Here is a 14509-nt window from a genome sequence, read left to right as displayed (position 1 = left end):
ATGGATGCCCCTGCACGAGCCCACTGCTCAATGGGATGAACCGTTTTACCATCATGAAGACGAACACCACCACAGTCCCCATCCACATTACGCCCCACCACCTTACCCTCACACCGGCTCTGGCTGGCTGCGTGCATGGGAATGTCGGAAAGCTATCGCAGTATGCTCATGATGCACTGGCCGCTCACGTCGTCCTGCGGAGGCATCATGGCACGGCTGAAGGAAAGCAATTCTCCGCCAGCCTGCGCCTCGCCATACCAGGGCGGGACCTTCATGCATCGGCGACTCACGCGGACCTCTACTCCGCCATCACGAAAATGACCAGGAGGCTCGCAAGGCTCTCCCGCAAGCGGAAGACACGACGCGTTCGCGCCGCGCGAAATCTCCGCAGGACGAGGCTGATGAAACGCACCGTCCTCATGGCGCAGTCGCGCGAGGAAGATTCGCTGTAGCGGTCCAGGTTCGTTGGCTGTCTCCTTCACCAGAGCACTTTGTGTGCGGACAGCCTTCGAAGGGATGCAGTTCTGACTCGGAACTGCATCCGCATCCGCCTCCGATGTCTCATCCGAGAAGGGCGGGACAGATCACGGCCTGCACTCCGACGAGGCGTGGAAGCGCCTCCAATCCTCCAGGTGGACAAGGAGGTCCCAGATCCCTTGCCTATTCACCCCACGTTTTGAAGACGCGATGAGTCGTCTTCTCAAAATCCCATTCCCCGATCAAACTGCCTATGACTTCGACGCGACCAACGAAACTTGAACGTCCAGTGGATCCCGAGCGTGACCATATCCTCGGAAACCCGGACGCCGAGTTGACGTTGGTCGAATACGGGAACTACACGCGCCGCTCCTGTCATCTGGCCCACGAGGTCGTGGCCGACCTGCGCGACCGATTTGGAGAAAGGCTGCGCTATGTCTTCCGTCACCGCCCGGCGGGAGACAGCGGCATCGCAAAGCGGGCTGCAGAGCTGGCCGAGTACGCCTATCTGACCACGGGAGAATTCTGGCCCGTCCATGATGCGCTCATGAAGGGAGGGCATGCGTTCACATCCGGAGACTTTGAGAGACTCGCCCGGGACTTCAACCTGCCTCCACCTCAAGGCGAACACGCAGCCACTCTGGAGACGGCCAAAGTCCGGGTGAAAGAGGACGTGGAAAGCGCTCACCGCAGTGGCGTGGTGATGACTCCCACCTTCTTCATCAACGGCAGACGCTACGAGGGAACGTGGGATGAGAATACACTGGCCGATGCGATGCTGGGCACGCTGGGCCATCGTGTACAAACGGCGGCCTTGAACTTCGCACGCTGGGCACCCTCCGCAGGATTGCTGCTTTTGTTCATGTCCGTACTGGCAGTGTTCCTCGCGAACTCCGCGGTGGGTCCAGCATTCAGTTCGCTGTGGTCCATGGTGAGTGGCATTCGCATAGGTGATGCGGCGTTGAATCTCTCCCTGATCCACTGGATCAATGACGGACTTCTCGCCATCTTCTTTTTGGTCGTTGGATTGGAGATCAAACGTGAGTTCACCACGGGGCGTCTCTCAACACTCCGGTCAGGTGCTTTGCCAGTCATTGCCGCCCTGGGCGGGATCCTCGTGCCTGTCGCGATCTATCTCTTCATCGCACCGCCGGGTCCGCTCGCTGCCGGTTGGGCTGTTCCCATTGCCACGGACACCGCATTTGCCGTGGCCATTATCGTATTGCTCGGTGCGCGCGTCCCGGTTGAGTTGCGCGTGTTTCTCACTGCCGCAGTGATCATTGATGACTTGGTCGCCATCGCCATCATTGCCGCCTTCTATACTGAGACCATTCATATGAACTATCTGATGGCTTCCGCAGGGGTGACGCTCTTGTTGGTCGGGATGAACCGGTGTGGCATCTATCGTCCACTGCCTTACATCCTGGCAGGCATCGTTCTTTGGGTGCTCCTCCACGAGTCCGGGCTGCACGCGACACTGGCTGGTGTCATCCTCGCCCTGGTCACGCCCGCCCGTCCGCCTGCGAAGCTGCACGTGCTCTTGGGTCAGGCGGAAGCCATCATCCGCGCCGAAACTCGCCGCAGCGGAGATGCCCTCATGAGGCACGGTCTTTCCGAGCCCGCCATGCGCGAGCTGGATGCCATCCATGATCGCACGGAGTCGCCTGCGGACAAGCTGCTCCGCACGATGGAACCGTGGTCCAGTTATCTGGTGCTGCCGCTCTTTGCACTCGCCAATGCCGGAGTGGTCCTCTCGTGGGATGTCTTCCAGAGTCATGGAAGCCTGATGCTGGCCATCATCCTCGGTCTGGTCGTCGGAAAGCCAGCCGGCATCCTGTTCGCAGCCTGGCTGGCAGTCCGGCTGAAGATTGCCACCAAGCCGCCGGAATACTCCTGGCGTCAGGTCGCCGGCGCAGGCGCTCTCGCAGGCATTGGTTTTACCATGTCCCTTTTCATCGCTGGTGAAGCCTTTCCTGAGCCGGTCGATTTTGCTGCGGCGAAGATTGCGATATTCACCGCGTCGATCATCGCTGGGGTCGTGGGCACTGCCATTTTGTGGCCGAATCGAAAGCGCAACCCCATTCCATGATCACAGTTACAAAGCCTCTTTCTTCCCCTTCGCCCCCTTTAACCCAAGGAGTATCCATGTCAGACCCAAAGATTAGCCTACACCCTCCCAAGAAGATTCTTTTGGGAACCGACCTGAGTGCGCGCGGTGACCGCGCCTTGGACCGGGCAGCGCAGCTCGCGCGCCAGTGGGACGCGGAATTGCTGGTCGTCCATGCCCTTGACCGGAAGGCCGAACACGTTTCCGATCTCGTCGATCCCCTTCCCTCGTGGAGACAGTCGCCCTCGCAAGAACTCCACATTCAAAAACAGATCAGGCGAGACCTCAGGGAAGAGGTGGCTCAGTTGAAGATTCACATTGAGGAGGGTGACCCTGCTCAAGTCATTCTCGACACTGCCGCGAGAGAAGGCTGCGAATTGATCGTGCTGGGCATGGCCCGCGACGAATTGTTCGGAAGGACGCTCCTGGGGAGCACCGTGGAATACCTCCTGCGAAAATCGCCGGTGTCGGTGCTTGTGGTGAAAACGAGACCGAACGGGAGCTATCAACACGTGCTGGTGGGAACTGATTTCACAGAAGAATCTCGATGGGGCCTGGAGGTCGCCGCCCATTCTTTTCCGAGCGCCCGGCTGACGCTGATGCATTCGTTTGAGATGCCGTACCGCGCATTGTTATCCGACAGCACACTGAGCCACCAGTTTGCCGCCATGGAAAGAGCCACCATCGCAGAGTTCGTCCGCGATACGGCACTGCCAGAGCAGGTGCGTGCCCGCCTGCAAACCACCATCGAGCACGGTCCACCGGGCCTGATGCTGCGCCGTTTTGTGGAAGAGCAACACTCAGATCTCACAGTCATCGGTGCCTACGGTCGGGGCTTCCTGTTCCACCTGTTCGTGGGAGGCAATACTCCGCGCATTGTAGACTCCGTGCCAGGCGACATTCTTCTGGTCCGAGCCCATCGCGAGAAGGCGGGTTGACTCACCCTGGTGCTGGTGCGGATTTCGATGATGGAGCCTCAACGGTGTATTGCACCGTTGAACCCCATGCATCAGTCCTTGGGAGGTATACCAAGGCGCACCTCAAGACTCGCTGTCTCTGGCCGCGTCGCGTGTTCCCGCACACAGGTCTTTGATATCAGCCCCGAAGAATTTCTCTGCACGGCGGCTGATTTCTGCGGGAGAGACATTCTCGATGTGCGTGGCAAGGCTCCAGCGATGACCGTAGGGATCGTACAGCCCCGCCATACGGTCACCCCAAAATTGGTCCGCGGGTTCGCTCATCTTGCTGGCGCCCGCATCCAGGGCCTGCTGGTAAGCAGCATCGACATCATCCACATAAATCAACAGCGTGGCTGGCGTGCCCCCGATGCTTTGTGGCGCGAAACTCTGCCACTCAGGAAACTCATCGGACATCATCACACGTGAGTCTCCTATCTGGATTTCGGCATGAACGATCTTTCCATCGGGAGTGCCGAGACGGTAGACCTCCTTTGCATCGAAAGCCTTCTTGTAGAAATCCAATGCCGCGGCGGCATTGCGGACGACCAGGCTGGGCGTGACGGAGTGGTACTCGTCCGGCTTTTTCTTCACGGGAGCAGACATGGCTGATGGGGGGATTGGGGTTACGATCAGGGGGAGCCCTGAATGCGCTACCGGGGCAGCGCGGGAATCCTGAATCGCACGCCGTCCCCTTTCTGGTCGCTATGGAGGCTCAAAGTTTGCCTTTCTTTAATTGCGCCCTGCCCCCGCAGCTCCCAGCTTCCCATCGAGCGCCTTCGCTTTGCCTATGATGGTCTCCTCCACGGCTTCACTCCACGGACCGGGATGAGAGCCATAGACCATCGCGCCGCCGGCTTCGTAGCCACCTTCCTTGAGCACACGGAGACTGGGGATGTAGCCCATGACATCGTTCGAATAACCACACACCCACACCATGGGATGCTTCAACTCGCGCTTGAGACGCAGGGAGTAGTCCACCACCACCTCGCCGCCGAGGGTGACCATGGCCATGGCATCGCCGAAGTGGATCACCTGCACCGGATAGGGATAGGAGGTCTCCAGCTTGCCTTCGTTCTTGAGGATGGCCAGGAGCCTCTTGGCATGCTCCGCCTCATAGGCATTGGTGGTTTCCGCGCGCTTCTCCAGTTCCTCCTTGGTCGGCGGCGTGGCAAAGGCAAGTGGCACACGCTCGAAGGCCATCTTCAGGTCGCTGGGTGTGGGCTGCTTTGGCATGACCTGCAGGGCGGTCTCCACCGCCATGGCGAGCGTCTTGCCATGAGTCTTCGCGTGATCGACTTCACGGCGCGGATACGGATTCTGGTCACCACCGCAGCCAGTCATGAAGAGGGCCACGGCCCCCGGATGCGCCTTCTCCAGTTCCTCTTGTGCGTAGCCTGCGTAGTCACCGCAGAATTGCTGGATGCCCAGCGTGGTGTTGTGGCAGGCGTAGCCAAAGAGCACGGCCACGAGTTGCTTCCCATCCGCACTGTTCACTTCCAGCACCGGCACATCATGGTCCACCGGGCCATCGGGATAGGGACTGTTCTTGTAGCCGAGGCGTGAAGGCAGGCGGCGGTTCATGGCAAAGCCGCAGCGCGCGCGATTGTGATGCACCTGCGCGGGAGCCAGCTTCGCAATCGAGTCATCCATCAGCTTGGTGAGACGCTCGAGCAGCAGCTTCCCGTACTCCTCAGCCTCCGCGACCTTGTGCTCCATGCCCTCCAGGTAACGCCACCCTCCAATGCGGAACTCCGGGCCACAGTGCGTGTGAGACGCATTCATCACGACGCTCTCCGGCGGCAGCCCATGCTTCTTCTGCCCCGCCTCCTCCACCCCCTGGCGCAGCGACGCGGGAATACCGATGAGGTCCATGGTGAGAATCACCAGCCGATTCCCCTTCGCATCCTCCAGTACGAGGCATTTCGCGTACAGGTCCTGCAGCACCCCGTCGGAGGGTGTCTTGCGGGAGGCATACCCCGCCATCCACATGGGCTTTTCCGGGGTGATTTTCATGGAGGTGGCAGCTGCCTTCCAGACCGGGGCTGCCGCGGGGACAGCGGTCCCAGAGGCCGACTGGCCAAGAGCGGAGCCGAGACAAAACCCAGCTGAGAGGAATAGCGCGATGAGGAAGGTTGGCTTGTGCATGTTCAGGGAGTGGGTCCGGAAGAGCAAGGTGCGGCCAAATGCCGCCAAGATCCCTTGTGTCACTACGGCGCGCCTACGCCGCGTTCTTACCGTCCTGCACCAAAACAGAGGTACAGGGCAGAAAAGGAGAAGTAGGGACTGACAGTGTTGTCTCCTTTGCGACTGGAGGCAGAAGGCCGCGCCTCAGCACGCAGATGCTGCACCACACATGCAACGACGAAAAGTTTTCGCGAGTCGTTTGTATTCCCCCGGAACAAACATACAATGCCCGTCCATCTGACCGCCCTGTGTTTTCTCGACTCAAGCCTCACGAATTCGACCCACCAAACTTTCATGAGCAGCCGGCCTCACAGTTTCTCATCCTATGCGCAATTCCCCGTCCTCATGGACAAGGCGGTAAAGAAGCGGCTGGCACTGCGCCAATGGCGCGATCAGATTTTGGGCAGCGAACATGCCCTCCGCACTGCACTGACGTCCTGTGAGATCCATTCCGGTTCGAACGTGGAACTGTCACATCCCCTCGCGGCACGGTGGCCCCGCACTGAGAGCCATATACTGGACAATCTGCTCTCCGCGCTGGCCCAGCTTGCGGATGCCAGGCAGAAGGCCACGCAAGCCAGACAGGAGCTCGCGCGCGCAGACTCCCACGTGAAACAAGCTGAGGAACAAAGGGCAACCCAGCTGATGCTTGGACTTCTGCTTCTGATTGTTCTGATTGGCATCTGGTTTCTCATCCGCTGGTTTGATGACAGCACGCTGAGAGCTGCAAAACAGCAGCAGGAAGACAGCAGAAGACGTTCTGAAGCAGCAGCCGCTGATTTCCAAGCCGCAAAGGCAGAGGCATTGCGCGCACTCCAGAGGTTCCAAAACACCACACAGCGGTTGATGGCTGAGGAATTCGAAGAAGATGCGGTAAACTGGCATCAGGTGTTGCAATCCCTACCGGTGTTTTTCCGGGGTGACTGGAGTGCGGAAGCCTGGAAGGCCCATGATTTTTCATCAAGCCATCGGGCGCCGTTCTGGCTCGCAGGCATGGCGAGTGAGCAATTGGGACACGGTGGCACACCTTATATGATGCCTGTTCTGATGCCCTTGCTCGGCGGCCAGATGACGACACTTCTCAAAGGCAGCGCCGCTGACTCGCTGGCCCTCATGCACGGATTGGTACTGCAGCTTGCCACCATGATTCCCTATGGGGCGACTTTCACCTTGCTGGATCCTTCCGGTGCAGGCCGGGCATTTCCCATGCAGCGGAGCCTGCCCTTTCTCCGCCCCATCGGCGTCGATATTGCGCGGGATCTCGAATCGGTGTGGGATGACATCGGCCGAATCATCAAGACCCATCTTGATGCGGAGGTTCATTCGTTCGACCAGCTTCCTGAACAGACGCAGGCGAATGAACGGTACGAGTTCATTTTTGCGGCTAACTTCCCCGATGGCTATGATCGGCGAACCATCGAAACTTTGCAGAAGATCGCCAAGAACGGACCCGTGGCCGGGAAGTATCTTTTCATCCAGCATTCTGATGCGAAGCAGCTGCCACGCGACTTGAGCTGGCAGGACTTTGGCGGCATGGCAGTCGTAGATATCCAGAACCCGCCCAAGCCGGTGCTGGAGGGCATGGCAGTGCAGATGCTGCGCGGTCCGGATGGAACCGTCCAGACCCTGGCGCTCCAGCATCTCAACGCAGCGAAGCCGCCTGAGCACAATGTCGAATGGAGCCATCTGACCGGCGACGATCCGACGGCTTGGTGGACTCAGCGGGCGGACACCTTGATTGAGGCTCCGGTCGGCTCCGTAAGCCGTGGCAACCACATTCATCTCTGGTTTGGTGTGCAACGGGACGGACGGCCCTGCGCCCACGGCATTCTGGGCGCCATGCCCGGCTCTGGGAAGTCCAATCTCTATCATGTATTCATTTGCGGCCTGGCCACGCGATACAGTCCTGAAGAACTGAACTTGTACCTCATCGATGGCAAGATGGGCGTGGAGTTCCAAGCTTATCGACGCTTGCCGCACGCCCGTGCGGTGGCGCTGAATTCAGCCCCTGAACTGTCCAGGAGCGTGCTGGCCGAACTGGTGGCCGAAATGGAACGGAGAAATGAGCTGTTTGGAAGACTCAAGGTCGTGGACCTCCCCGCATACCGCAACGTCGGCTCTCCTGACGGTCCTCGGCCGCGCATTGTACTGATGATTGATGAGTATCAGGAGCTCTTTGAGGATGACCGGATGAACCAGGCGTCCGCCCACCTGCTGACCCTGGCACAACAGGGGCGAAGCGCGGGCATCCATCTTCTCCTGGGCTCACAACGGTTCGGCGCGGCAGGGATGCTCAATCAGGCCGCAGTGTTCGGCAGCATTCACCTCCGCATTGCAATGCGGATGAGCCAGTCGGACGTCCAGGGGCTCACCGAATTTGGAAGGAACGGCAGGCGTCTGGTGGAACAGTGCGACATCCCGGGAAAAGTGGTGGTCAACTCCAACAGCGGCGACGACAACTCGAACGAATTTGGAAAGGTTGCGCTCCTCGACCATGTGCGGCGAGCCAGTCTCCTGGAGGCCCTGGAAAAGAAGGCAGATCGAGAATGGCCCGCCGAGCAACGCTTTGCCACCGTGGTTTTCGACGGAAGGGAACAACCAAACTTCTCTGAGAACCCGCAAATGGTGGATCTCATCCGGCTGCCCCATCGCCCCGATGAGACGGCATGGAGAAAGATTGCTGTGGCCCCGGTTCATGAACAGGGCTTCGGTGTTCCTGATTGGTACGCTGGAGAGCGCCCCATGGCCCTTTGGGTTGGACAGGAGCTCAATGTCCACGGTCAGGCACGTGTCATCCTGCGTCGGCGCGCCATGGAGAACGTGCTGCTGGTGGGGGAGAATCTGAATGCCACCTATGGCATCCTTGCTGGCCTGCTCTGCTCAGTCGCCGTCGGCCAGGCGTCTGGCGACTTCAAACTCCATCTTGTTGACAGGGCAATTCCTGGAACTCCGTGGGAAGGTCTCCTGGACTCGGTATGCAGCCGGATCTTTGATTGCCACAGCCAATCCCCGAACTGTGTCCTCACCAAGGAGGCCCGAGTCGCCACCAGATGGCTGGACGAATGGACCCTCGAATTGCAACGGCGCTCTACATTGGAGGAGGCCGAGCTCCAGCGTCAGCCCACCTGGCTGCTGGTCATCGCAGGAGCGGATCGGATGCCTCCACTTGCCAAGGTGACGAGTACATTCGGATCCACAGTCGACAGTCCGGATGGTGAAAAGCTCAAATCAATCTATGTCAGCGGTCCCATCCTGGGCCTGCATGTCGTGATGAGCTTTCCCTCCGCCAGCTCGCTCAAGCAATGCCTTGACCGTGCCCAACTTGAGCACTTCAAGCATCGAGTGGTCACCCAGATGGCGGACGGTGACTCGTTCCTTTTGCTCGGTAACGATCAGGCGGCGAAGCTCCAGCGAGGAAACTCCCGTCCGGTATTCGCCATCTGTCAGGACACCGCCGGAGGCACCTCAGTCAAATTCAAGCCTTACACTGTGGACGCTCAGATTTCCTGGAGTGAACAGCTGAGTTCCCTTGTCCCCCACCTCAACCGATGGAAGGAGACCCACCATGTCAATGGATGAAGTGCATGAACGAGCTCTTGCCCTGGCTCACGCCCTGGAAAAGTTCAACCAACACCTCGCCTCCGCCATGGCGGAAGTCGATCGCTCTCACACGCAAGTCGCACCCCTTTGGAATGATGCCATGCGCCGCGACTACGATCGCCACTGGATTCCACTCGAAGACCAGATGAAGGATTACAATCGCCGGATTGGCCCCCGTTATCTGGAGTTTCTTGTTCAGCGTCTCCGTCACCTCAGCTCCTACTTGCACGGCCATGGCTCTTGATGTCGACAAGCTTCGCGAAGGACTCGACCACTATCGCACCACGTTGGGGCACCAGCGCAACGACCTGCACACTGAGGTCCAGGAAATCAACAGAAGCTTCCACGCTCTGTTCGGGGCCTACGGTGGTCGCATGGCTGAGGATCTTCAACGCCATTGGTCAGACACAGCCCGGTGGTTTGAGGAGTATCTGGACAAGAGCACGCACCTGGACCACTTCCTGCAGGAGCGGATCGAAGAACTTCGCCACCTGTAAGAAGGGGGGAATCCGTGGAACCGAGCATCACCCACACGACGGCGATCGCAACCATCGCACGCCTCACCAATCCCGAAAAGCTCTCCAGGCTCCGGGCCTCAAGAGCGGCGAATGGTCGCATGAACCGGTGCATGTACTGGCTTCACATGGTCGAGACCATCGGCGGGGATGTACCCGCCATCGTCGACCAGGCACTTGCAGCAAGACCTGAGCGGCCAGGGGAAAGACGGCTGACAAAGCATTCGCTCCTCCGAAACTACAAACGAATGAGGATGCATGGAGCATTCACCCCGGAGAATCTCACCCGGCTTCAGCAGGGCCACGCCGCCGTGGCAAGCCGATGGAAATACCAGGGGCAGACCCTGGAAGTGGATCATGTCATCCCAGTGAGACTCGCCCCTGAGCTCTCCGCAAAAATTGCCAACCTCGCCTACCTGCCGCGCCTTGCCAATCGTCGCAAGGCAGATCGCGTGGCCCGCGCCGCTGTTACATTGCTCCGTTTCTATCACAAGCAGGACATCGTATCCAAAGAGACGCTGGAGCATGCCCAAATCCTGCAGGCCGGCGGGAAGGCAACGCGACTGGCTCCAATGCCCCTGCCTACAGCGGGAGTGTCTGTGCGATCGGGCGCGCCCATCCCTGCTGGTGACAAGGCATATGCGGCGCCTTCGATAGGGGCCCAGGCCATCGACCCGCGACGGCTCATCGTGGGCATGTCGAGCATTGTTGAAAGTCTGCAGGATTGGGAACCGCGTGCCGATGCCGCAATCTCCACGGCGGAGTCCACGTTGAACCGCACGGCGGAGCACATCGATCGTGGACGCCATCGCCTTGTCGTGGCCCAATCGCGCCACCGCGATGACGAAGTGACGATTGGCAGGCTCGAAGCAGATCTCTCCAGTTGGAAAACCCGGGTCGTGCATTCCCTGGAGCTGGTGAACCAATGCCTGGCGGACGCCCAGAAGGCACGTAGCCGCGCGGATGCCGCCGTCACTCTCTGGAGCAACGAACTGGAAGAGGCCCGGACCTGGCTCGCGACCGCGCGTGAGCGCGAGGAACACGCTCGTGATGAGGTGGACAGGGCGGAGCGAGCCCTCTCCGAGGCGGAGTCCGAGCTCAGTCATGCTGAAGCAGAGCTGAGCTCAGCGCGGTCAGAGACCGTCTGTGTGGGCACGGACAAGGATGGCAGGGGGATCTACCGTGCAGTCGACACTGGTCCTTACGAAGAAGCTGTAAGGCAGGCATGGCGCCAGGTACAGAATTGCCGGGACTGGCTCAGCAGGGCAGAACACGAACTTTCGGTGGCCATCGCCGACCGGGAGGCCGCCCAAGAGAGGGTGCGGGTTTGCGAGCGAGCGCTCGAACTCGCCCAAGGAGCTGCTCAAAGCGCATCTGCGGCGTGGGACACGACCTTGGATGCCCAAGCGCGCATTCAGCGAGCCGAAGAAGACCATCAACACGCATCCTACCTGGCTTCCACGGCAAGGCAGGAACTCGCCGGGCAACACACCGCCGTCTCTGCCATGGGGTCGTTCATTCGTGCTGCTGACACCCGCCAGGCCGAAGCCGCGGAAGCATGCCGCGAGGCCCATCGCCACCATTCGGTCTCCAGACAAAAATCCACACAGGGCGGCTTGGAGATTCAGTGGCGCAGCGAGCAACTCAAGGCCTTTGACGCGCCAATCTCCGGACTTTAGGCGCAGGGACAGAAGATGAATAGCGACCACACATGGCTCCGCCAGCAGCACAGCCAGTTCGAAAGTGAACTGCAGCGCAGCATGCTCTTCATGCAGGATCACTTGGAGAGGCGCAGCGAGGTCTCCGGTCTGTGGAATGATGAATGCGCAAGGGAGATGGGACGCCGCTTCCTCAATCCATTGCATGAGGAGGCCGCGTCCAGCCTGGAGAAGCTGCGACGGCAGCACGCCGCCCACGCCTCTACGGCAACGGACTTGGAAAGCGCAACCGGCGCATTCCATGATGCCTCACGAGCCTCCCAATGCCTACACCGTCAAGCCGATGAAGCTTTGGCCACATTTAGGAGACTGGATTCATCCCTGGATCATGCAAATCGCTATGTAGAGGGAGCCATTTCACATCTGAGAGACGTCGAGCACGCGCTGAGCGAGGCCGCCAGAATTGCCGGCTGAGTACAATCGCCCCTTCCCTCTGGTCCAGGTCCCACGTGAAAAGCGCCCGGCACAGCCCCCTTGACACGTCTCCCCACCCCAAAAATTTCCTTGCGCACGGGCCGGTCCCCCGTATTCTCTCCGCCCCTATGTCCAAAAATGCTGGCCTAGCCAAAACGAGAAAGTCCGTTTCCAAGCGGTTCAAGATCACTGCCTCTGGCAAGATCTTGCGCCGTAAAAAGGGGAAGCGCCACCTTCTCCAGAACAAGAACCGGAAGCGGAAGCGCAACCTGGGCAAAGTAGCACTCGTCGACAAGACGGATGCAGCGGCCGTGAAGGCCAACATGCCCTGGAGCTGAGCCATTCCAGTTCGGTCCCGTACCGCGGGACCACGATGCCACGCCTGGCTCCCCTCGCCCCGGAGCCTTCGATCGAGTGAGGCCAACATCGACACCGAAAACAACAGCTTGATCAGAGAAAGACAAAGATGCCAAGATCCACCAACTCACCCGCCAGCCGCAAGCGCCGCAAGCGCGTACTCAAAGCCGCCAAAGGCTTCCGCGGTTTCCGTTCCAAGCTTTATCGCTACGCCAAGGACGCTGTCCGCAAGGCGATGGTGTACAACTACCGCGACCGTAAGAATCGCAAGCGCGACTTCCGCAAGCTCTGGATTCAGCGCCTCAACGCCGCCACGCGCGCGCACGGCCTGAGCTACAGCCGCTTCACCGAAGGCCTCAAGGCTGCCGGCATCGAACTCGATCGCAAGGTCCTTTCCGACCTCGCCATCAAGGACGAAGCCGCCTTTGCCGCCCTCATCAATCAGGTCAAGCAGGCCCTGGGCAACAAGACCGGCGTCACGCTGAAGAAGACCGCCGCCTAACGAGGCACGGAGACTTCCACAGCCAGACTCACTGGTTTCCCAAACTTCAAGGAAAGCCGGGGCTCCCATGCTCCGGCTTTTTGTTTTTTCACTTCTCGTCTCCTTCCATCTTCAACTCAGAGACGCCGTGCCCTCCTCTGCCGACAGCTTCATCATCCGCCTCATTGATCCCGTGGATCAGGAGGCATTCACACGTTGCTTCCCCGTTGCGCGAGAGCTCCGCACTCACTTCGCGGATGAGGAGGCCTTTGTGCACGCGGCCATCATGGCCCAGGGACGCGGAGCCAACTACGTTTACCTGGAGCACCAGGGCGAGATACGCGCCTTCACCGGCTTCCGCATCTGTCAGAACCTCGTCTGGGGCACCCACATGTATGTGGATGACCTCGTGACGCGTGCGCAGGATCACGGGCACGGCTACGGCAGTGCCCTTTTTGACTGGCTGGTGGAAGAAGCACGCCGCCGCGGCTGCGCACACTTCCAGCTCGACTCCGGCGTGCAGCGGTTTGACGCGCACCGCTTTTACCTGCACAAAGGGATGAACATCACCAGCCATCACTTCGCCCTGCCTCTCTGAGCGAGCGCATGCGCCCCGCAGCCCAACTCCCACGTTCCCTTTCCTTCTCTTCCCACTCCCCCCATGCTCGCTGAACTCGACACCATCCGCACCGAAGGCATCGCCACCCTGGAAGGCATCTCTGATGAGACCTCGCTGGAGAACTTCCGTGTGAATTACCTGGGCAAGAAAGGACGCCTCACCACGGTGTCCGCCGGCATGCGCGACGTGCCCCCGGATCAGAAGGCCGCCGTGGGCGCGAAGCTCAATGAGGTACGCACTGCTCTCACCGCAGGCATCGAGCAGAGGCTCTCATCGCTACAGGCCGCCAAGGACGCCGAGTCCGTGAAGGGCATCGATGTCACCCTGCCCGGCCGCCCGGCCCGCTCCGGAGCGCTGCATCCGCTCACACGCATCCGCGACCGCGCCATCCAGACACTGCGCCGCATGGGCTTCGCGCTCGCCGACGGTCCGGAAATCGAAACCGAGTGGCATTGCTTCGACGCGCTGAACACGCCGGCGGACCACCCCGCGCGCAATGAGAAGGACACCTTCTATCTCCCCGATGGCCGCCTTCTGCGCACGCACACCAGCACCGTGCAGATCCGCACCATGGAGTCTGCGAAGGCACTGCCGGTACGCATCATTGCTCCCGGCGCTGCGTATCGCCGCGATGAAATCGACGCCACACACTTGAGTGTGTTCAACCAGCTCGAAGGTCTCTATGTCGCCACCGACGTGAGCCTCGCCGACCTGAAGGGCACGCTGGAGTACTTCTTCCAGGACACCTTCGGCCCGCAGACGCAGGTACGTTTCCGCCCGCACTTCTTCCCCTTCACGGAGCCCAGCTTCGAGATCGACATCAAGCTCGAGGTGAAAGGCCAGGAAGCGCGCTGGATTGAAATCGCCGGCTGCGGCATGGTGGATCCCGCCGTGTTCGAAGCCGTGTGCAAGTCGCGTGGTGACAAGCTCTTCGATCCCGAGAAGGTGACCGGCTTCGCCTTCGGCATGGGTCTGGATCGTCTTGCGATGATCCTGCACGGCATCACGGACATCCGCCATCTGATCGAGAACGACGCACGTTTCCTCTCCCAGTTCTGATTGTCTTTGGAGTACAGCG

Annotated in this window: 14 protein-coding genes; 11 read left to right on the top strand and 3 right to left on the bottom strand. The window is 60.0% G+C overall.

From position 1 onward, the window contains the following. Window positions 1-53: 53 nt before the first annotated feature. From hpf to DES53_RS12865, 3 genes are all read left to right on the top strand, one after another. Window positions 54-452 (top strand): ribosome hibernation-promoting factor, HPF/YfiA family, encoded by a 399-nt coding sequence (gene hpf / locus DES53_RS12875; RefSeq protein ID WP_170157071.1) that lies wholly within the window; start codon window positions 54-56, stop codon window positions 450-452. 278 nt (window positions 453-730) lie between these two features. Further along, on the top strand, window positions 731-2566 hold the full coding sequence (gene nhaA / locus DES53_RS12870; protein WP_113958687.1) for a Na+/H+ antiporter NhaA: 1836 nt from the start codon (window positions 731-733) through the stop codon (window positions 2564-2566). Further along, the gene (locus DES53_RS12865) at window positions 2563-3522 is read left to right on the top strand and encodes a universal stress protein (protein ID WP_113958686.1); all 960 of its coding nucleotides are present in this window, start codon (window positions 2563-2565) and stop codon (window positions 3520-3522) included. The genes nhaA and DES53_RS12865 overlap by 4 nt, the downstream gene beginning before the upstream one ends. 102 nt (window positions 3523-3624) lie before the next feature. Here the strand turns inward: DES53_RS12865 and DES53_RS12860 are convergent, their stop codons facing one another. Beyond that, a complete protein-coding gene (locus tag DES53_RS12860) occupies window positions 3625-4146 on the bottom strand; it encodes a VOC family protein (protein ID WP_113958685.1) in 522 nt (173 codons plus the stop codon). 126 nt (window positions 4147-4272) lie between these two features. Continuing rightward, window positions 4273-5556, bottom strand: coding sequence for a neutral/alkaline non-lysosomal ceramidase N-terminal domain-containing protein (locus tag DES53_RS12855; protein WP_245958161.1), 1284 nt, complete (start codon window positions 5554-5556; stop codon window positions 4273-4275). A 465-nt stretch (window positions 5557-6021) separates the two neighbouring features. On the opposite strand from DES53_RS12855, the gene DES53_RS12850 reads away from it, so the two are divergent. After that, entirely contained in the window at window positions 6022-9306 is a 3285-nt protein-coding gene (locus DES53_RS12850) for an FtsK/SpoIIIE domain-containing protein (protein ID WP_170157070.1), read from the top strand. On the opposite strand, the gene DES53_RS12845 is transcribed toward DES53_RS12850, so the two are convergent. Next, window positions 9296-9562 (bottom strand): hypothetical protein, encoded by a 267-nt coding sequence (locus DES53_RS12845; RefSeq protein ID WP_113958682.1) that lies wholly within the window; start codon window positions 9560-9562, stop codon window positions 9296-9298. The two genes, DES53_RS12850 and DES53_RS12845, sit on opposite strands and share 11 nt — an antisense overlap. Here DES53_RS12845 and DES53_RS12840 point away from each other — a divergent pair. The 7 genes from DES53_RS12840 (at window position 9561) to pheS (ending at window position 14490) form a co-directional block, all read left to right on the top strand. Further along, complete coding sequence (locus DES53_RS12840; RefSeq protein ID WP_113958681.1) at window positions 9561-9824, top strand: hypothetical protein; 264 nt, start codon at window positions 9561-9563, stop codon at window positions 9822-9824. The two genes, DES53_RS12845 and DES53_RS12840, sit on opposite strands and share 2 nt — an antisense overlap. 14 nt (window positions 9825-9838) lie before the next feature. Continuing rightward, the gene (locus tag DES53_RS12835; RefSeq protein WP_113958680.1) at window positions 9839-11521 is read left to right on the top strand and encodes a hypothetical protein; all 1683 of its coding nucleotides are present in this window, start codon (window positions 9839-9841) and stop codon (window positions 11519-11521) included. A gap of 15 nt (window positions 11522-11536) precedes the next feature. Further along, window positions 11537-11974: a hypothetical protein gene (locus DES53_RS32965; protein ID WP_113958679.1), complete on the top strand. Its 438-nt coding sequence runs from the start codon at window positions 11537-11539 to the stop codon at window positions 11972-11974. A 128-nt stretch (window positions 11975-12102) separates the two neighbouring features. Then, a complete protein-coding gene (gene rpmI, locus DES53_RS12825; RefSeq protein WP_113958678.1) occupies window positions 12103-12312 on the top strand; it encodes a 50S ribosomal protein L35 in 210 nt (69 codons plus the stop codon). 128 nt (window positions 12313-12440) lie between these two features. After that, on the top strand, window positions 12441-12833 hold the full coding sequence (gene rplT / locus DES53_RS12820; protein ID WP_113958677.1) for a 50S ribosomal protein L20: 393 nt from the start codon (window positions 12441-12443) through the stop codon (window positions 12831-12833). A 127-nt stretch (window positions 12834-12960) separates the two neighbouring features. Then, window positions 12961-13410: a GNAT family N-acetyltransferase gene (locus DES53_RS12815; RefSeq protein WP_170157069.1), complete on the top strand. Its 450-nt coding sequence runs from the start codon at window positions 12961-12963 to the stop codon at window positions 13408-13410. Window positions 13411-13473: 63 nt separating this feature from the next. After that, window positions 13474-14490: a phenylalanine--tRNA ligase subunit alpha gene (pheS, locus tag DES53_RS12810; RefSeq protein ID WP_113958675.1), complete on the top strand. Its 1017-nt coding sequence runs from the start codon at window positions 13474-13476 to the stop codon at window positions 14488-14490. Window positions 14491-14509 lie beyond the last annotated feature (19 nt).

It is taken from the genome of Roseimicrobium gellanilyticum, from assembly GCF_003315205.1.
GTDB lineage: Bacteria > Verrucomicrobiota > Verrucomicrobiia > Verrucomicrobiales > Verrucomicrobiaceae > Roseimicrobium > Roseimicrobium gellanilyticum.
Note: the sequence above shows the minus strand (reverse complement) of the source record. Positions and strands in the feature narration are given on the sequence as shown.

What these genes read in the sequence shown, in the direction of transcription:
- DES53_RS12840 (WP_113958681.1), top strand. Translation starts at nt 9,561, where the DNA reads ATGGCTCTTGATGTCGACAAGCTTCGCGAAGGACTCGACCACTATCGC.
- rplT (WP_113958677.1), top strand. Translation starts at nt 12,441, where the DNA reads ATGCCAAGATCCACCAACTCACCCGCCAGCCGCAAGCGCCGCAAGCGC.
- nhaA (WP_113958687.1), top strand. Translation starts at nt 731, where the DNA reads ATGACTTCGACGCGACCAACGAAACTTGAACGTCCAGTGGATCCCGAG.
- DES53_RS12845 (WP_113958682.1), bottom strand. Translation starts at nt 9,562, where the DNA reads ATGGCCGTGCAAGTAGGAGCTGAGGTGACGGAGACGCTGAACAAGAAA.
- DES53_RS32965 (WP_113958679.1), top strand. Translation starts at nt 11,537, where the DNA reads ATGAATAGCGACCACACATGGCTCCGCCAGCAGCACAGCCAGTTCGAA.
- rpmI (WP_113958678.1), top strand. Translation starts at nt 12,103, where the DNA reads ATGTCCAAAAATGCTGGCCTAGCCAAAACGAGAAAGTCCGTTTCCAAG.
- DES53_RS12860 (WP_113958685.1), bottom strand. Translation starts at nt 4,146, where the DNA reads ATGTCTGCTCCCGTGAAGAAAAAGCCGGACGAGTACCACTCCGTCACG.
- DES53_RS12855 (WP_245958161.1), bottom strand. Translation starts at nt 5,556, where the DNA reads ATGAAAATCACCCCGGAAAAGCCCATGTGGATGGCGGGGTATGCCTCC.
- hpf (WP_170157071.1), top strand. Translation starts at nt 54, where the DNA reads ATGAAGACGAACACCACCACAGTCCCCATCCACATTACGCCCCACCAC.
- pheS (WP_113958675.1), top strand. Translation starts at nt 13,474, where the DNA reads ATGCTCGCTGAACTCGACACCATCCGCACCGAAGGCATCGCCACCCTG.
- DES53_RS12850 (WP_170157070.1), top strand. Translation starts at nt 6,022, where the DNA reads ATGAGCAGCCGGCCTCACAGTTTCTCATCCTATGCGCAATTCCCCGTC.
- DES53_RS12865 (WP_113958686.1), top strand. Translation starts at nt 2,563, where the DNA reads ATGATCACAGTTACAAAGCCTCTTTCTTCCCCTTCGCCCCCTTTAACC.